This window comes from Thauera sp. GDN1 (assembly GCF_029223545.1).
In the GTDB taxonomy this organism is placed as follows: domain Bacteria; phylum Pseudomonadota; class Gammaproteobacteria; order Burkholderiales; family Rhodocyclaceae; genus Thauera.
Window position 1 is genome coordinate 1,262,589 of the sequence record NZ_CP097870.1, and the last position, 16,460, is coordinate 1,279,048.

Below are 16,460 nucleotides of genomic sequence, written 5' to 3' on the forward strand. Positions count from 1 at the left end.
AGCCGAGCTGTGCGGGTGGCGCGCTCGGCGGGATTGGATTGCAGGTGTTGCAGATGATACGGGGGTGAAGCCGCCGGGGAGGCGCTGGAGCCCCCCGGCGCCGGTCGGCTTACAGCTTCTGCGACGCGAGGTACTGGGCGTAGTTGCCTTCGGCGACCGACTCCCACTGCACCTGGTCCGCGAGGAAGCGGCTGTAGTCCGCGTAGATCTTCTTCCAGTTCGCGTTCTTCTCGTTGAGCTCGGCGTAGACCTCACGCGAGGCCTTGAACGCGGCGTCCATGAAGTCCTTCGGGAAGCGCGACAGCTTGGCGCCCTCGGCGACGAGCTGCTTGAGCGAGCTCGGGTTGCGGGCGTCGTAGCGGGCCTGGCAGCCGACGTGGGCCGCACGGCTGGCCTGTTCGATGATCGCCTTGTACTCGGCCGACAGGCTGTTCCACTGCTTGTCGTTGATGTAGACCGAGAACTGCGTGCTGCCCTCCCACCAGGCCGGGAAGTAGTAGTTCTGGGCGACCTTGTGCAGGCCGAGCTTGAGGTCGTCGTAGGGGCCGATCCACTCGGCGGCGTCGATCGTGCCCTTCTCCAGCGCCTGGTAGATCTCGCCGGCCGGGATGTTCTGTGGCACCGCGCCGAGCTTGGCGAGCACGCGGCCGCCGAAGCCGCCGACGCGGAACTTGAGACCCTCGAAGTCCTTCACCGACTTGATCTCCTTGCGGTACCAGCCACCCATCTGGGTGCCGGTGTTGCCGCAGGGGAAGTTGACGATGTTGAACTGGGCGTAGAACTCGCGCATCAGCTTGAGGCCGTTGCCCTCGAACATCCACGCGCTCATCGAGCGCGAGGTCATGCCGAACGGGATCGTGCAGTCGAGCGCGAAGGTCTCGTCCTTGCCGAAGAAGTAATACGGCGCGGTGTGCGCGCATTCGATCGTGCCCTGCTGGATGGCGTCGACGACGCCGAAGGCCGGCACGAGTTCGCCCGCGGGGTGCACCGAAATGGTGAATTTGCCGCCGGTCGCCTCCGAAACGTACTTGGCGAAGGCTTCGCTGGCGCCGAACACGGTGTCGAGCGACTTCGGGAAGCTGGAGGCCAGGCGCCAGCGGATCTGCTGCTGGGCGTGTACGATGGCCGGTGCGGTGCCGGCCGCCAGAATGCCGGCCATGCCGGCGCCCTGCAGGAATTTACGACGTTCCACGGTGTCTCCTTGTCACGTGTGAGGAATCCAAAGCGTCGATGGGATTATAGGGAGCGTTGATCTGTCGCCGGAATCCACGGAAAACCCTAATACTGGCCGCTTCCGACATTTTTGATTCAGTTGTCATCAGGTGTGCGGCAGCTCGTCCAGTGCGCCGCGGAGGTGGCTTTCGTCGGCCCAGGCCAGCAGGTGCCAGCTGCCTGCGGTGTGCTCGATCCAGTTCAGTGCGGCGTTGGGGATCGCGAAGTCGCGTGCGGCTTCCAGTCCCTTGCCGCTTGCCAGGCGATGCACGATGTCGAGCACGCCGCCGTGGGTGACCACCACCACCGCCTCTCCCTTGTGCCGGTGCGCGATCTCCTCGAGCGCCGCATGGATCCGTGTGGCCAGGTCCGTCAGGCTTTCGCCGCGCTCGGGCAGCGCGAACTGCGGCTCGCGGGCCTTGAAGCGGCGGAAGCAGTCCGGGTGGCGGCTCTCGGCCTCGTCGTGGGTGAGCCCCTGGAAGTGGCCGTAGTGGCGTTCGCGCAGGCGTGCGTCGTGGTTCGTGGGCAGCGCGTGCACGCGGGCGATCGCCGCCGCGGTCTGGCTGGCGCGCTGAAGATCGCTGCTGTAGAGCGCGGAGAAGCGCAGGCCTGCGCGCGCGAGCGTGCGCGCGGTCGCCTCGGCCTGGCTCAGGCCGGTGTCGTTGAGGGGGATGTCGATGTGCCCCTGCAGCCTGTGCTCGGTGTTCCAGGCGGTTTCGCCGTGACGCACCAGGCAGATGCGGCACGAGTCGGATGAGATTGGTGTCTGTCGCGATTTCATCGTTTTATGGGGCATCCCGCGCGGGATCGTGCCCCTGTATGGGATAATTCGGCTTTCCGATCGTTCATGTGCGCCCCTTGCGGGCGCCGGGGCTGCGTTGCGCGGCCCCTCGTCGTGGAGTCCTTTCGTGTCCTCTCTGCTGCGCTTATCCCGCTTGATCGACTGGATCAATGAACGGGTCGGCCGTAGCGTGATGTGGCTGGTGCTGATCGCGGTCGTGATCAGCGCCGGCAACGCGCTCGTCCGCAAGCTGTTTAACACAAGTTCCAATGCCCTGCTCGAGATCCAGTGGTACCTGTTCGCGGCGATCTTCATGCTCGCCGCAGGCTACACCTTCCTGCGCAACGAGCATGTGCGCATCGACATCCTGACCAGCCGGTTGTCGCCGCGCGGGCAGAACATCGTCGACATCCTCGGCATCCTGTTCTTCCTGCTGCCGATGGCCGGGCTGATCCTGTGGCTGTCGTGGCCGATCGTGATGATGTCGGTCGCTTCGGGCGAGATGTCGCAGAACCCGGGCGGTCTGATCCGCTGGCCGGTGAAGATGCTGCTGCCGCTCGGTCTCGCCCTGCTCGTGCTGCAGGCCTTGTCCGAGCTGATCAAGCGCGTCGCCTTCCTGACCGGACATGGCCCCAATCCGCTGCAGAAGAAATCGGTGGGCGCGGCGACCGGGGATCTGGTCGCGGCGATCAAGGCGCAGCGCGAGGGGGGCGCGAAATGACCGAGTTCGTCATCGCCAACATGGCGCCGCTGATGTTCGCGTCCATGGTGCTGTTCCTGCTGTTCGGCTTCCCGGTCGCGTTCGCGCTCGCGGCCAACGGCATCCTGTTCGGGCTGATCGGCATCGAGCTCGGCCTGCTCCATGGCGCGCTGTTCCAGGCGCTGCCCGAGCGCATCTTCGGCATCATGGCCAACGACACCCTGCTCGCGGTGCCGTTCTTCACCTTCATGGGCCTGATCCTGGAGCGCAGCGGCATGGCCGAGGACCTGCTCGACACCATCGGCCAGCTGTTCGGGCCGATCCGCGGCGGCCTGGCGTTCGCGGTGATCTTCGTCGGCGCGCTGCTCGCGGCGACGACCGGCGTGGTGGCGGCCTCGGTGATCTCGATGGGCCTGATCTCGCTGCCGATCATGCTGCGCTACGGCTACGACCACCGTCTGGCCACCGGCGTGATCGCCGCCTCGGGTACGCTGGCGCAGATCATCCCGCCCTCGCTGGTGCTGATCGTGATGGCCGACCAGCTCGGCCGCAGCGTCGGCGACATGTACCAGGGCGCGTTGCTGCCCGGCCTGGTGCTCACCAGCATGTACGTGGGCTACGTTGCGCTCGTGGCGATCTTCCGGCCGTCCTTTGCGCCGGCGATGCCGCTGGAGGCGCGCACGCTGCGCGAAGCCGACGGCTCGAGCGGCCTGCGTTCGCTGGCCGTGCTCACCGCGGTGTCGGTCGCCGGTGCGTGGCTGTTCGCCAGCCAGGTCTATCGTGCCGACGCGCCGCGCGACGAGGTGGTGGTGGTGTCGGCCATGGTCGGCATCGGCATCGCCTTCGTGACGGCGATGGTCAACCGGCTGTTCGGCATCGGCCTGCTGTCGCGCATGGCCGAACGCGTCACCTTCGTGCTGATCCCGCCGCTCGGGCTGATCTTCCTCGTGCTCGGCACCATCTTCATCGGCGTGGCCACGCCGACCGAGGGCGGCGCGATGGGTGCGCTCGGCGCGGTGCTGATGGCGCTGGCGCGCAAGCGTCTGTCCATGCCACTGCTCAAGCAGGCGATGGATTCGACCACCAAGCTGTCGTGCTTCGTGGTCTTCATCCTCATCGGCTCGAGCGTGTTCGGCCTCACCTTCCGCGGCGTCAACGGCGACCTGTGGGTCGAGCACCTGATGACCTCGCTGCCGGGCGGCCAGACCGGTTTCCTGGTGGCGGTGAACCTGCTGGTGTTCGTGCTCGCGTTCTTCCTCGACTACTTCGAGCTCGCCTTCATCATCGTGCCGCTGCTGGCCCCGGTGGCGGACAAGCTCGGCATCGACCTGATCTGGTTCGGCGTGCTGCTCGCGGTGAACATGCAGACCTCCTTCCTGCACCCGCCCTTCGGCTTCGCGCTGTTCTTCCTGCGCTCGGTGGCGTCGGAGAAGGTCAAGACGGCGTCGATCTACTGGGGCGCGGTGCCCTTCGTGATCATCCAGCTCGTCATGGTCGGCCTGATCATCGCCTTCCCGGGGCTGGTGTCCTACGGGGACGCGGGGGCCAAGCCGGCGGAGCAGCAGGAACTCAACCTCGACCAGTTGCTGCAGGGCGCCGGCGGCGCAGCGCCGGCCAGCGAAGGTAACGCCGACCTCATGCGCCAGCTGCAGGGCAACTGAGCTTCATCGACAGGCAACGAAAAAGCCGGGCTTGCCCCGGCTTTTTCGTTGCGCAGAGGGTGGAAGTTCGCGCCTTCCGCCACCCCTGCGCAACCGATGTCTCGGCCCCGCAGGCGCGGCGGACGTTGCGATTCCCGCCCTCGCGACGTTCAGCGCACCGACTGCATGAAGCGGTCGAAGCCCGCCTCGGCGACGCTGAACCAGGCGTTCTGCGACTTGCGATACTTCTCGAACTCGGTGTAGATCTTGGCCCAGGCCGGGTTCTTGGCGGCTTCCTCGGCGTACAGCTCGCGCGACACGTCGTAGGCCTTCTTCATGATCTCGTTGGAGAAGCTCTGCAGCTTCACGCCCTGCGCCAGCAGGCGGGCGAGCGCCTGCGGGTTCTTGTGGTCGTACATCGCGGTCATCTGGATGTGCGCCTCGCGCGAGGCGGCGCGGAACGCGGCCTGGTATTCCTTCGGCAGCTTGTCCCATTCGGCCTTGTTCACATAGAAGTGAACGGCGGGACCCGGCTCCCACCAGCCCGGCGAGTAGTAGTGCGGCGCGACCTTGTAGAAGCCGAGCTTCTCGTCGTCGTACGGAGCGACCCATTCGGCGGCGTCGATCGTGCCCTTCTCGAGCGAGGGATAGATGTCCGAACCGGCGATCTGCTGCGGGATGGCGCCCATCCGCGACAGGATCTCGCCGCCGATGCCGGCGATGCGGATCTTCAGACCCTTGATGTCGTCCAGGGTGTTGATCTGCTTGCGGTACCAGCCGCCCATCTGCACGCCGGTGTTGCCGCCGAGGAAGGAGTACACGTTGTAGTTGCTGTAGAACTCGTCGAGCAGTTCCTGGCCGCCGCCGCCGATGACCCAGGCGTCCATCTGGCGGGCGTTGAGGCCGAAGGGGATGGCGGTGCCGAAGGCGAAGGTCTTGTCCTTGCCGACGTAGTAGTACGAGCACGAGTGGCACATCTCGACGGTACCCTGCTGCACGGCGTCGAGCGCCTGCAGGCCGGGCACGATTTCGCCGGCGGGGAACACGCGGATGTCGAACTTGCCGCCGGTGATTTCGCGCAGGCGGTTGGTCAGCAGCTCGGCGCTGCCGAACAGCGTGTCGATGCTCTTCGGGAAGCTCGAGGTCATGCGCCACTTGATTTCGGGCAGACCGGTCTGCACCGCGGGGGCGGCGACCGCGGCGGTCGAGGCGACACCGGCGGCGCCGGCAGCCAGGCCGACACCGGCCTTCTTGAGGAATGAACGACGTTCCACGATTTCTCCTTGCGAGTGGCGTGTAATTACAGCGAACGATTATAGACCCCGATCACGGTGCGGGGCGCCTCCATCCCGGCGGAATCAGGGTATCTCCCAATGCCGGCTCAGCGGCCGGCGATCTTCATGCGCTCGATCAGCACCGAGCCGCACAGCTTGGCGCCGCGCGGCAGCGCGTCGTTGCCGATCGCGACGATGCTGCGGAACATGTCGCGCAGGTTGCCGGCGATGGTGATCTCCTCGACGGCGTGCTTGATCCTGCCCTTTTCGACCCAGAAGCCTGCCGCACCGCGCGAGTAATCGCCCGTGACGTAATTCACGCCATGGCCGAGCAGCTCGGTGACCAGAAGACCCTTGTCCATGCGCTTGATCAGGCCCGCGAGGTCCGCGTCCCCCGGCTTCACGATCAGGTTGTGCGAGCCGCCGGCGTTGCCGGTGGTCTGCATGCCGAGCTTGCGCGCCGAATACGTGGACAGGAAATAGCCCTGGAGCACGCCGTCGGTGACCACCTCGCGGTCGCGGGTGACGACGCCGTCGCTGTCGAAGGGGCTGGAGCCGAAGGCCTTCCGGAGGTGAGGGCGCTCGGCGATGCTCACCTCCGGCGAGAACACCTGCTGGCCGAGACTGTCGAGCAGGAAGCTCGACTTGCGGTACAGCGAGCCGCCGCTGACCGCCTGCACGAAGTTGCCGATCAGCGACACCGCGAGCGGGGCCTCGAAGATCACCGGCACCTCGCAGGTGCGGATCTTCTTTGCGCCGAGCCGTGCCAGTGCGCGCTCGCCGGCGAGGCGGCCGATTTCCTCCGGCGCCATCAGCTCCGCAGGGTCGCGCCGCGAGTCGTACCAGAACTCGCGCTGCATGCCCTCGTCCTCGCCGGCGATCACCGAGCACGACAGGCCGTGGCGGGTGGTCGCGTAGCCGCCGATGAAGCCGTGGCTGTTGGCGGACACGAAGTGCGACTGCTGGATCGAGGTGTTGGCGCCCTCGGAGTTCGTGATCTTCGGGCTCACCGCGAAGGCGGCGTCCTCGCAGCGGCGGGCGAGCTCGATCGCCTGCGCGACGTCGATGTTCCAGGGATGGAAGAGGTCGAGCTCGGGCATGTCCTTCGCCTTCGCCATCAGCGCGGCGTCGGCCAGGCCGGCGCAGGGATCGGGCGCGGTGAAGCGGGCGATGGACAGCGCCGCATCCACGGTCGCCTTCAGCGCCTTCTTCGAGAAGTCCGACGTGCTCGCGTAGCCGCGCTGCTGGCCGACATAGACGGTGACACCCACGCCCTTGTCGCGGTTGTACTCGATGGTGTCCACCTCGCCCTTGCGCACCGCGACCGACTGGCCGAAGCCTTCGGAGACGTCGGTCTCGCAGGCGGAGGCGCCGTGCTTCTTCGCGTGCTTGAGGATGTCGGTGGCGATTTCGGCGAGATGCGCCTGGGAGAACGAAAAGCCTTGGCTGGACATGGGCGGGGCGGATGCGTGCAAAGGCTATAATCTTAACCCGATCAAGCCAGACCCCCCGCACGCAATGCGCCCAGATTCGCGCCGTCACGGCCATTCCGCCCCCGAAGACGAGGACGACTTCCTCGAGCCGCCGAGCAAGAGCAGCCGCAAGCGCGACATGCAGGCGCTGCAGGATCTCGGCGAGCAGCTCGTCGCCCTGTCGCCCGAGCGCCTGAAGAAGGTGCCGCTGCCCGATGCGCTCTACGAGGCGATTCGCGCCGCGCAGGGCTTCAAGATGGAAGCCCGCCGCCGTCAGCTCCAGTACGTAGGCAAGCTGATGCGCAAGGTCGACCCGGCGCCGATCCAGGCCCAGCTCGAGATCTTCGCCGGCAACTCCGCTGCCGAGATCGCGAAGATGCACCGCCTCGAGCGCCTGCGCGAGCAGCTGCTCGAGGATGAGCAGACCATCGGCACCATTGCCGAGGCCTGGCCCGGTGCCGACCTGCAATACCTGCGCACGCTGCGTCGCAACGCGCTCAAGGAGCGCGAGGCCGCCAGGCCGCCGAAGTCCTTCCGCGAGATCTTCCGTGTGCTGCGCGAGCTGCAGGACGCGCAGGATGCCGCCGAGGAAGCTGCCGCCGCCGACGATGGCGAGGAGCGCGCCCAGGAGTGAGGTGCGGGCCCCCGCCGGGAACGCGAGCCGCGTCGGCGCTTCCGTGCCTGCGTCCGCGCCGCAGCGCCCACCGACTCAACCCGAACAGAGAGCGAACCCCATGAGCGAACACATCCGCATCGGCCTGGTATCGATCAGCGACCGTGCCTCCGACGGCACCTACGAAGACCAGGGCATCCCCGCCCTTCAGGACTGGCTCGGCAGGGCGCTGAGTTCGCCGTGGACCGCCGAGACGCGGCTGATCCCCGACGAGCGCCCGTTGATCGAGCGCACCCTCGTCGACCTGGCCGACACCGCCGGCTGCAACCTGGTGCTGACCACCGGCGGCACCGGTCCGGCGGTGCGCGACGTCACGCCCGAGGCCACGCTCGCCGTCGGCGACAAGGAGATGCCCGGCTTCGGCGAGGAGATGCGCCGCATCAGCCTCAACTTCGTGCCCACCGCGATCCTGTCGCGCCAGGTCGCGGTGATCCGCGGCAAGTGCCTGATCATCAATCTCCCCGGCCAGCCCAAGTCGATCCGCGAGACCCTCGAGGGCGTGCGCGATGCCGACGGCAAGGTGCGCCACCTCGGCATCTTCGCCGCGGTGCCCTACTGCATCGACCTCATCGGCGGCCCCTACATCGAGACCGAGGACGCGGTGATCAAGGCCTTCCGGCCGAAGCACGCCATCCGGCCCAGGCAGGGCTGAGCAGCGGTGAACGAGTCCACCGCCCGCGCCGCGCACGGCGCCGCTGTCCCGAAGCCGCAGACCCGCTCGCTCCCGCAGCAGACGAGCGCCGAGACGGGCCCGCCGCAACTGGCGTGGGAGGAGGCTGCGGGTGCCGACGGCACGCTGACCACCCGTAGCGCCCGCTGGCGCTCGGAAAGCGGCCAGGCGCCGCCGCGCCGGGTGGTGGCCGCCGACGACACGATGAAGGCCGACACCGCGTGGCGGCTGGCCTGCGAAGGCACCGCCCTGCTGTGGCGCGGCGACTACCACAATGCCCGCCAGCTCCTGCAGGCGATGGCGCGCCGCGCCGACGGCCGTCCGCGGCGCAAGCCGGGCAAGGCGCCCGCGTCCGCCGCCGAGGCCTTCCACCTGCATCGCATGGCGCAGGCGCAGCGCGCGCGCACCCTCGGCATGCTCCTGATCCCCTTCGAGGCTGGCGCGCACATCCCGTTGCGACGCGCACCCGCGGTGGCGGAGGTGATCGCAGAGGCTGTCGACACCACGCCGGACGCGGATCTGGCCGACGCCCCGTTCGTGATGTCGCTGCGCGAGCTGCTCGGCCTGATCGGCGCGCACGAGTGGCGGCGAAAGGGCGTGCTGGTGCCGGCGCTCGGCGATCGCATCCATCCCTGGTACGGCGTGTATTCGCCCATCCGCGGCGAATATCTCGACCTGATCGCGCGCGTTCCGCTGCCCTCGACCGCGCTGGCCTTCGACATCGGCACCGGCACCGGCGTGATCGCCGCACTGCTCGCGCGCCGCGGGGTGCGCAAGGTGGTGGCGACCGATGTGTCGACGCGCGCGCTCGGCTGCGCGCGCGAGAACCTGGAGCGCCTGGGCCTGCTGGCGGGCGCGCATGATCACGCGGTGGCGTCCGCCGGTGGCGGCGATACCGGATGCGTCGAATTGATGCAGGCCGACCTTTTCCCGCCCGGCCGCGCGCCGCTGGTGGTGTGCAACCCGCCCTGGGTGCCCGCCAAGCCGAGTTCGGCGATCGAGCATGCGGTCTACGACCCCGACAGCCGCATGCTGCGCGGCTTCCTCGCCGGCCTGGCCGCACATCTGGAGGCGGGCGGCGAGGGCTGGCTGATCCTGTCGGATCTCGCCGAGCACCTCGGCCTGCGCACGCGGGCGGAGCTGCTCGGCTGGATCGAGTTCGCCGGGCTGAAGGTGGTCGGGCGCGAGGACATCCGTCCCCGTCACCCCAAGGCGAGCGATGCGGACGATCCGCTGCACGCCGCGCGCGCGGCGGAAGTCACGTCCTTGTGGCGCCTGGCTATTTCGGCACGATCCTGATCACCGGCCGCTGCAGGTGCTTCGCCGGCGGCGGCACCGACAGCTGCCGGCGGCGCTCGAGCTCGCGCCACCAGGCACGTGCGCCCAGCAGCATGGCGAGGATCAGCGCGTAGATCGCCGGCTCGAGCACGTCGGCCTTCACCAGCCACCAGTAATGCACCACCGCCAGGATCGCGATGCCGTACACCGAGCGGTGCAGTGCTTGCCACTGGCGCCCGCCGAGGCGGCGGATCGCGAAGCTGTTCGAGGTCGCCGCGAGCGGAATCAGCAGCACGAAGGCGGCGAAGCCGACGGTGATGAAGGGGCGGTCGAGGATGTCGAGCGCGATCGCGCGCCAGTCGAAGAACTGGTCCAGCCACAGATAGGTCGCGAAATGCGCCGCGGCATAGGCGAAGGCGAACAGGCCCAGCATGCGGCGCAGGCGCAGCAGCCAGTGCAGTCCGCTCAGCCTGCGCAGCGGCGTGACCGCGAGCGTGATCAGCAGGAAGCGCAGCGTCCATTCACCGCTGGCGCGGGTGATGGTCTCGATCGGATTGGCGCCGAGCGCATCCGCCCGCCAGCCAAGCGCGAGGTCCGCGGCCGGCAGCAGGCAGAGGATGAAGACGATCGCCTTGATCGCGGAGATCGTGGCGGCGGACGGAGTTTTCAGGGAGAGGCTCATCTGCGGGCGTGTGAAAGGGGCGGGTCTCGGTGCGCGCCGTTCGCGCGCTTCAGTAGAACTTCTTCAGGTCCATGCCCTGGTACAAGCCGGCGACCTGCTCGGCGTAGCCGTTGAACATCAGCGTCGGGCGCTTGCGCAGTTCGCCGATGCGGCGCTCGGTGGCCTGGCTCCAGCGCGGGTGGGAGACCTGCGGATTCACGTTGGAGTAGAAGCCGTATTCCTGCGGTGCCGCCTTGTTCCACGCGGTCGCCGGCTGCTGCTCGGTGAGGCGGATGGTGACGATCGACTTCGCGCTCTTGAAGCCGTACTTCCACGGCACCACCAGGCGGACCGGGGCGCCATTCTGGTTCGGCAGCACCTCGCCGTAAAGGCCGACGGCGAGGATGGTGAGCGGATGCAGGGCCTCGTCCAGGCGCAGGCCTTCGCCGTAGGGCCAGTCCAGCACCGGGCGGCGGGTCATGATCTCGCGGTCGTAGTGGGTCAGGAACTCCACGTACTTCGCGCTGCCCAGCGGCTCGACCTCCTTGAGCAGCGCCGCAAGCGGAAAGCCCACCCACGGGATCACCATCGACCAGCCTTCCACGCAGCGCATGCGGTAGATGCGCTCCTCGAGCGGCGCGAGCTTGAGCAGGTCGTCGATGTCGAAGCGGCGCGGCTTGCCGACCAGGCCTTCGACCGCCACCGTCCACGGCCGCACCGCCATCCGGCCCGCATTGCGCGCGGGATCGCTCTTGCCGGTGCCGAACTCGTAGAAGTTGTTGTAGGTGGTCACCGCCTTGTGGTCGGTCAGTGGCTCGGTGGTGCTCGATGCCGAGGGTGTCGTCTGCAGTTTCGTCGCCGCGCGTGCATCTGCGGGCAGGCCGTGCCACAGCGCGGCGCCGGCGATCAGCCCCGCGCCGCTGCGGGCGAGGAATTCGCGCCGGCGCTCGAACAGGCTGCGCGGGGTGATCTCGGAGGACAGGACGTCGGCGGGTTCATGGATCAGCATGGTGCGGTGGAACTCGGTGCAGGGGACGGCGGCTGCCGTCGCGGGTGGGAGGGTGTACGTACAGACGTCGGGAACGCCGATCGGTTCAGTCCAGGGTGGTCATCAAGTCCGAGCCGCCCGGGCCGGAACCCTTTCCGCTAGAATCGTCCTTCCACGCAACGCATCGACCAAGAGTTCCCTCGCATGACCGCCTCAATGAAAGTGCACATCGACGACGTCCGTATCGCGGAGATCAAGGAGCTGCTGCCGCCCGCACACGTGCTGCGCGAGTTCCCGGCCACGCCCAGGGCGGCCGAAGTCGCCTACGAGGCGCGCCAGGCCATCCACCGCATCCTCTACGGCGCCGACGACCGCCTGCTGGTGGTGATCGGGCCGTGCTCGATCCACGATCCCAAGGCGGCGATGGAGTACGCGCACAAGCTCAAGGCCGAGGCCGAGCGCGTCAAGGAAGACCTGCTGATCGTGATGCGGGTGTACTTCGAGAAGCCGCGCACCACCGTGGGCTGGAAGGGCCTGATCAACGATCCCGGGCTGGACAACAGCTTCCGCATCAACGACGGCGTGCGCCTCGCGCGCAAGCTGCTGTGGGAGGTGAACGAGCTCGGCCTGCCCGCCGGCACCGAATTCCTCGACATGATCACCCCGCAGTACATCGCCGACCTGATCGCCTGGGGCGCGATCGGCGCGCGCACCACCGAGAGCCAGGTGCACCGCGAGCTCGCCTCCGGCCTGTCGTGCCCGGTCGGCTTCAAGAACGGCACCGACGGCAACCTGCGCATCGCCGCCGACGCGATCAAGGCCGCGCAGGCGCCGCACCATTTCCTGTCGGTCACGAAGGCCGGGCACTCGGCGATCGTCTCCACCCGCGGCAACGAGGACTGCCATGCCATCCTGCGCGGCGGCAAGGAACCGAACTTCGATGCCGCCAGCGTCGACGCGGCCTCGAATGCGCTCGCCGCGGCGGGCGTGTGCAACAAGGTCATGGTCGACTTCTCGCACGGCAACAGCCGCAAGCAGCACCGCCTGCAGATCGAGGTGGCGAAGGACGTCGCCGCCCAGCTCGCCGCCGGCGACGACCGCATCATGGGCGTGATGGTCGAGTCCCACCTTAAGGAAGGACGCCAGGATCTCGTCCCCGGCAAGGACCTCGAATACGGCAAGAGCATCACCGACGCCTGCATCGGCTGGGAAGACAGCGTCGATGTGCTCGACATCCTCGCCGATGGCGTGCGCCAGCGCCGCGTCAAGCGCGCTGCCGAGTTCTGACCCGCCGCTTGACCGCCTTGCGAGAGGGCCTGCCGCGAGCAGGCCCTTTTCGCGCCAGGGACCGGTGACCGAGCACTGGCGGGCAGCATGAACGCGCCCATGCGCAAGATCATCCACTGCGACTGCGACTGCTTCTACGCGTCGGTCGAGATGCGCGACGACCCGACGCTGCGCGGGCGGCCGCTCGCGGTGGGCGGGCGTGCCGAGACGCGCGGCGTCATCGCCACCTGCAACTACGAGGCGCGCGCCTTCGGCGTGCATTCGGCGATGCCGACCGCGCGAGCGCTGCAGCTGTGCCCGCAGCTCATCCTGCTGCCGCCGGACTTCGAGCGCTACCGCGAGGCCTCGCGGCGCATCCTCGCCATCTACCGCGACTACACGGCGCTGGTCGAGCCGTTGTCGCTCGACGAGGCCTATCTCGACGTGACCGGCGTCGACCGCTGCCGCGGCTCGGCCTCGCTGATGGCGCAGGAGATCCGCGACCGCATCCGCGCCGAGGTGGGCATCACCGCCTCGGCCGGGATCGCGCCCAACAAGTTCATCGCCAAGGTGGCGAGCGACTGGAACAAGCCCGACGGCCAGTTCGTGGTCCGCCCGCAGGACGTCGACGCCTTCGTCGCCGCGCTGCCGGTCAAGAAGATCTTCGGCGTCGGCAAGGTCACCGCGGGCAAGCTCAACCGGCTCGGCGTGAACACCTGTGGCGACCTGCGCGCCTGGAACGTGGCCGATCTCGCCCGCGAGTTCGGCAGCTTCGGTGCCAGCCTGCATCGCCTGTGCCGCGGCATCGACGAGCGCCCGGTGCAACCCGACCGCGTGCGCAAGTCGCTGTCGGTGGAGACGACCTACACGCCGGACCTGCTCGACCTCGAGGCCTGTCGTGCGGCGCTGGGTGCGCTGCTGGAGGATTTCCACCGCCGCTTCGAACGCGCGCGCGACCGCCCCCCGGTGCACAAGGCCTTCGTCAAGGTCCGCTTCGCCGACTTCAGCCGCACCACTGCGGAGTGCGTCAGCACTGCGCCCGACGAGACGGTGTGGATGGCGCTGCTCGCCGAGGCGCACGCGCGCAAGCCCCTGCCGGTGCGCCTGCTCGGCGTCGGCGTGCGCTTCGCCGAGGAGATGGCCGGCGAGGGGTTGGCGCAGATTTCCCTGTTCGATTCGCCGCCGGCGCACGCGCTGCCCGGTGCGCACCCCTGAGACGGAGCCCCGATGTCAGACGCCCCTGCGGTCCAGCCTGCCACCGATACCCCAGTTGCCGCGCCCCCGACGCAGCCCGCGCCCGAGCGCCCGGTCAGCCTCGGCGCGCTGTACGGCGCACTGTGGCAGCACGCTGCGGGTGCGCGCCACCTGCTGCTGTTCGCCTTCCTGCTGCTGCTGGCCTCGCAGCTCTTCAAGCTGGCGGTGCCCTGGCTCGCCGGCAACGCGATCAACCTGATCCAGTCCGGCGGGCTGGAGGCGATGAGCGAGGCTGCGCGCTGGCTGGGGATGGTGTTCGCGGTCATCGTCGCGAGCTGGGTGCTGCACGGCCCGGGCCGGATCCTCGAGCGCAATGCCGCGCTCAAGGTCCGCGAGCGCCTGTCGGCGCTGCTGGTCGGGCGACTGCTCGCCGCGCCGCTGGCCTGGCACGAGCGCCACCATTCGGGCGAGACCACGCACCGCGTGCAGCAGAGCACCAGCGCGCTCTACGACTTCGCGCAGAGCCAGTTCATCTACCTGCAGAACACCGTGCGCCTGGTGGGGCCGATCGTCGCGCTGTGGCTGATCTCGCCGCTGGTGGGCGCGGTGGCGATGGTCGGCTACGGGCTGATCGGGCTGCTGATCACCCGCTTCGACCGCGTGATGATGCGCATCGCGGTGGATGAGAACCGCGCCGAGCGCGCCTATTCGGCAACACTGGTCGATGTGCTGGGCAACGTGCTGTCGGTGCTCGCGCTGCGCCGGGGGGCGGGCGTCGCGCGCCTGATCGGCGAGCGCCTGCTGGCGGTGTTCGGGCCGCTGAAGAAGAGCATCGTGCTCAACGAGGCCAAGTGGTGCTCGGTGGACCTGCTCGCCAGCGCGCTGTGGTGCGTGCTGGTCGGGGTGTATGCGGCGGAAGCCGCCGGCGTGTTCGGCTTCGGCAGCGCCGCGGCAGGAGGCGCTGCGGCCGCTGCGGGCACGATCGCGCTCGGCAAGGTGTTCATGGTGTACGAGTATTCGCAGCAGGCAGGCGGGGTGATCACCGCGATCGCCGCGCACTTCCAGTCGCTCGCCCGCCAGCGCGCCAACTACGCCGCGGCCGAGCCGCTGTTCACCGCCGCCCAGACCGGCGCCGCGCCGTCGCAGTCCGCCGGGGCGGGGGAGGGCGCGCGCTGGCAGACGCTGGCGCTCGAGGGCGTGCGCTTCGCGCACGGCGACGCGCGCGCGGCCGCGCTGGAACTCGATCGCCTGGAGCTCGTCCGTGGCCGGCGCTATGCGCTGGTCGGCCCGAGCGGCGGCGGCAAGACCACCTTGCTGCGCCTGCTCGCCGGGCTGGATGCGCCTACGGCCGGGCGCCTGCTGCTCGATGGCCGGGGCGAGCCCGACATGCCGGGCCGGCTGCGCACGCTGGCGACCCTGATCCCGCAGCAGGCCGAGATGTTCGACGGCACGCTGGGGGAAAACCTGCTGCTCGGGGAAACGATCGCGGCGGAGCGCGTCGACGCCGCGGTGCGTGCGGCCTGCGCCGACAGCGTGGTCGAAGGCCTGCCGGACCGGCTGCAGACGCGGGTGGTGGAAGGCGGAGCCAACTGGTCCGGCGGCCAGCGCCAGCGCCTGGCGCTCGCGCGCGGCGTGCTCGCCGCCGAGGGCGCGAGCCTGTTGCTGCTCGACGAGCCCACCAGCAGCCTGGATCCGGAGACCGAGGCGCGGGTGTACCAGCGCCTGTTCGCACATTTCGCCGACGCGGCGCTGGTGTCCTCGGTGCACCGCCTGCACCTGCTCGACCGCTTCGACGAGGTCATCCTGATGCGCGCCGGGCGGATCGAGGCGGTCGGGCGCGCCTGGGAGCTGGCGCAGACCTCCGCGCTGTTCCGCGAACTGCTCGCGGCGCAGGCGGTGAGCGGGGAGGAGGGCGACCGTGCGCGGAAACCCGCCGACGAGCTGGCGGCCAGCCAGGCACCGAACCGGGCGGACGATTACCTGGAGCAGGGGGCGCCGGACGGGCAGAGCGCTCGCGGCACGGATCAGGCTTGAGGCCGCCAGCCCCGCGCTGCGCAGGGCCGGACGGCGGTGGCGATCAGGCGTTCTTGCGCTTCTGCCACAGCACGTCGCCGCGCCCGCCGGCGCGGTTGAGTACGCGGCCGAGCACGAACAGCAGGTCGGACAGGCGGTTGAGGTACTGGCGCGGGGCGTCGTTCACCGCCTCTTCCAGCGCCAGCGCGACCAGCGCGCGCTCGGCGCGGCGGCACACGGTGCGGGCATGGTGGGCGTAGGCGGCGGCGCGGGTGCCGCCGGGCAGGATGAAGTCCTTCAGCGGCTCGAGATCCTCGTTGAAGCGGTCGAGTTCCTCTTCCAGATGCGTGACCTGCTTGCCGGTGATCATGCTCATGCCGGGGATGCACACCTCGCCGCCGAGATCGAACAGGTCGTGCTGCACGTTGGTCAGCAGCGTACGCACATCCTCGGGCAGTTCCTCGCACAGCAGCAGGCCGATGATGGCGTTGGTCTCGTCGACCTCGCCCAGGGCGTGGATGCGCAGGCTGTTCTTGGAGACGCGCTTGCCGTCGCCCAGGCCGGTGGTGCCGGCGTCGCCGGTGCGGGTGTAGATCTTGGAGAGGCGATTACCCATGGTGTGCTCGTGTCCCGTGGTT

The 16,460-nt window shown here is 68.9% G+C and carries 15 protein-coding genes; 8 read left to right on the top strand and 7 right to left on the bottom strand.

All coding sequences use genetic code 11. The features are described from left to right. Positions 1-109 precede the first annotated feature (109 nt). Together dctP and CKCBHOJB_RS05760 are read right to left on the bottom strand one after the other, a co-directional pair. Complete coding sequence (gene dctP, locus CKCBHOJB_RS05755) at positions 110-1,192, bottom strand: TRAP transporter substrate-binding protein DctP (RefSeq protein ID WP_281051058.1); 1,083 nt, start codon at positions 1,190-1,192, stop codon at positions 110-112. Between the two features lie 126 nt (positions 1,193-1,318). Further along, entirely contained in the window at positions 1,319-1,993 is a 675-nt protein-coding gene (locus tag CKCBHOJB_RS05760; protein WP_281051059.1) for a histidine phosphatase family protein, read from the bottom strand. A 127-nt stretch (positions 1,994-2,120) separates the two neighbouring features. Here CKCBHOJB_RS05760 and CKCBHOJB_RS05765 point away from each other — a divergent pair, with 127 nt between their 5' ends. Further along, positions 2,121-2,714 carry a TRAP transporter small permease subunit gene (locus CKCBHOJB_RS05765; RefSeq protein WP_281051060.1) on the top strand — a complete coding sequence of 198 codons (594 nt, stop codon included), beginning with the start codon at positions 2,121-2,123 and terminating at the stop codon, positions 2,712-2,714. Then, positions 2,711-4,354 carry a TRAP transporter large permease subunit gene (locus CKCBHOJB_RS05770; RefSeq protein WP_281051061.1) on the top strand — a complete coding sequence of 548 codons (1,644 nt, stop codon included), beginning with the start codon at positions 2,711-2,713 and terminating at the stop codon, positions 4,352-4,354. The genes CKCBHOJB_RS05765 and CKCBHOJB_RS05770 overlap by 4 nt, the downstream gene beginning before the upstream one ends. 149 nt (positions 4,355-4,503) lie before the next feature. On the opposite strand, the gene CKCBHOJB_RS05775 is transcribed toward CKCBHOJB_RS05770, so the two are convergent. Then, positions 4,504-5,607, bottom strand: coding sequence for a TRAP transporter substrate-binding protein (locus tag CKCBHOJB_RS05775; RefSeq protein WP_281051062.1), 1,104 nt, complete (start codon positions 5,605-5,607; stop codon positions 4,504-4,506). Positions 5,608-5,714: 107 nt separating this feature from the next. Continuing rightward, positions 5,715-7,061 (bottom strand): metalloprotease PmbA, encoded by a 1,347-nt coding sequence (pmbA, locus tag CKCBHOJB_RS05780; protein ID WP_281051063.1) that lies wholly within the window; start codon positions 7,059-7,061, stop codon positions 5,715-5,717. 64 nt (positions 7,062-7,125) lie between these two features. Here pmbA and yjgA point away from each other — a divergent pair, with 64 nt between their 5' ends. From yjgA to CKCBHOJB_RS05795, 3 genes are all read left to right on the top strand, one after another. Next, positions 7,126-7,713 (top strand): ribosome biogenesis factor YjgA, encoded by a 588-nt coding sequence (yjgA, locus tag CKCBHOJB_RS05785; protein ID WP_281051064.1) that lies wholly within the window; start codon positions 7,126-7,128, stop codon positions 7,711-7,713. A gap of 100 nt (positions 7,714-7,813) precedes the next feature. Next, the gene (gene mog / locus CKCBHOJB_RS05790) at positions 7,814-8,404 is read left to right on the top strand and encodes a molybdopterin adenylyltransferase (RefSeq protein WP_281051065.1); all 591 of its coding nucleotides are present in this window, start codon (positions 7,814-7,816) and stop codon (positions 8,402-8,404) included. Between the two features lie 108 nt (positions 8,405-8,512). Further along, positions 8,513-9,721, top strand: a complete 1,209-nt coding sequence (locus CKCBHOJB_RS05795; RefSeq protein ID WP_281051629.1) for a class I SAM-dependent methyltransferase — start codon at positions 8,513-8,515, stop codon at positions 9,719-9,721. Here the strand turns inward: CKCBHOJB_RS05795 and CKCBHOJB_RS05800 are convergent. Together CKCBHOJB_RS05800 and msrP are read right to left on the bottom strand one after the other, a co-directional pair. After that, on the bottom strand, positions 9,702-10,382 hold the full coding sequence (locus CKCBHOJB_RS05800) for a protein-methionine-sulfoxide reductase heme-binding subunit MsrQ (protein WP_281051066.1): 681 nt from the start codon (positions 10,380-10,382) through the stop codon (positions 9,702-9,704). The two genes, CKCBHOJB_RS05795 and CKCBHOJB_RS05800, sit on opposite strands and share 20 nt — an antisense overlap. Before the next feature lie 49 nt (positions 10,383-10,431). Further along, a complete protein-coding gene (gene msrP, locus CKCBHOJB_RS05805; protein WP_281051067.1) occupies positions 10,432-11,370 on the bottom strand; it encodes a protein-methionine-sulfoxide reductase catalytic subunit MsrP in 939 nt (312 codons plus the stop codon). 183 nt (positions 11,371-11,553) lie between these two features. Between msrP and aroG the strand changes: the two genes are divergently transcribed. The 3 genes from aroG to CKCBHOJB_RS05820 all read left to right on the top strand — a co-directional run bounded on the left by aroG (position 11,554) and on the right by CKCBHOJB_RS05820 (position 15,843). Continuing rightward, positions 11,554-12,636, top strand: a complete 1,083-nt coding sequence (gene aroG / locus CKCBHOJB_RS05810) for a 3-deoxy-7-phosphoheptulonate synthase AroG (protein WP_281051068.1) — start codon at positions 11,554-11,556, stop codon at positions 12,634-12,636. A gap of 99 nt (positions 12,637-12,735) precedes the next feature. Then, positions 12,736-13,830: a DNA polymerase IV gene (gene dinB, locus CKCBHOJB_RS05815; RefSeq protein ID WP_281051630.1), complete on the top strand. Its 1,095-nt coding sequence runs from the start codon at positions 12,736-12,738 to the stop codon at positions 13,828-13,830. Between the two features lie 12 nt (positions 13,831-13,842). Continuing rightward, positions 13,843-15,843: an ABC transporter ATP-binding protein gene (locus CKCBHOJB_RS05820; protein WP_281051069.1), complete on the top strand. Its 2,001-nt coding sequence runs from the start codon at positions 13,843-13,845 to the stop codon at positions 15,841-15,843. A gap of 43 nt (positions 15,844-15,886) precedes the next feature. On the opposite strand, the gene CKCBHOJB_RS05825 is transcribed toward CKCBHOJB_RS05820, so the two are convergent. Continuing rightward, positions 15,887-16,438 carry a cob(I)yrinic acid a,c-diamide adenosyltransferase gene (locus CKCBHOJB_RS05825; RefSeq protein ID WP_281051070.1) on the bottom strand — a complete coding sequence of 184 codons (552 nt, stop codon included), beginning with the start codon at positions 16,436-16,438 and terminating at the stop codon, positions 15,887-15,889. Positions 16,439-16,460: the final 22 nt, after the last annotated feature.

What these genes read in the sequence shown, in the direction of transcription:
- CKCBHOJB_RS05760 (WP_281051059.1), bottom strand. Translation starts at nt 1,993, where the DNA reads ATGAAATCGCGACAGACACCAATCTCATCCGACTCGTGCCGCATCTGC.
- CKCBHOJB_RS05770 (WP_281051061.1), top strand. Translation starts at nt 2,711, where the DNA reads ATGACCGAGTTCGTCATCGCCAACATGGCGCCGCTGATGTTCGCGTCC.
- pmbA (WP_281051063.1), bottom strand. Translation starts at nt 7,061, where the DNA reads ATGTCCAGCCAAGGCTTTTCGTTCTCCCAGGCGCATCTCGCCGAAATC.
- yjgA (WP_281051064.1), top strand. Translation starts at nt 7,126, where the DNA reads ATGCGCCCAGATTCGCGCCGTCACGGCCATTCCGCCCCCGAAGACGAG.
- mog (WP_281051065.1), top strand. Translation starts at nt 7,814, where the DNA reads ATGAGCGAACACATCCGCATCGGCCTGGTATCGATCAGCGACCGTGCC.
- CKCBHOJB_RS05800 (WP_281051066.1), bottom strand. Translation starts at nt 10,382, where the DNA reads ATGAGCCTCTCCCTGAAAACTCCGTCCGCCGCCACGATCTCCGCGATC.
- msrP (WP_281051067.1), bottom strand. Translation starts at nt 11,370, where the DNA reads ATGCTGATCCATGAACCCGCCGACGTCCTGTCCTCCGAGATCACCCCG.
- aroG (WP_281051068.1), top strand. Translation starts at nt 11,554, where the DNA reads ATGACCGCCTCAATGAAAGTGCACATCGACGACGTCCGTATCGCGGAG.
- dinB (WP_281051630.1), top strand. Translation starts at nt 12,736, where the DNA reads ATGCGCAAGATCATCCACTGCGACTGCGACTGCTTCTACGCGTCGGTC.
- CKCBHOJB_RS05820 (WP_281051069.1), top strand. Translation starts at nt 13,843, where the DNA reads ATGTCAGACGCCCCTGCGGTCCAGCCTGCCACCGATACCCCAGTTGCC.
- CKCBHOJB_RS05825 (WP_281051070.1), bottom strand. Translation starts at nt 16,438, where the DNA reads ATGGGTAATCGCCTCTCCAAGATCTACACCCGCACCGGCGACGCCGGC.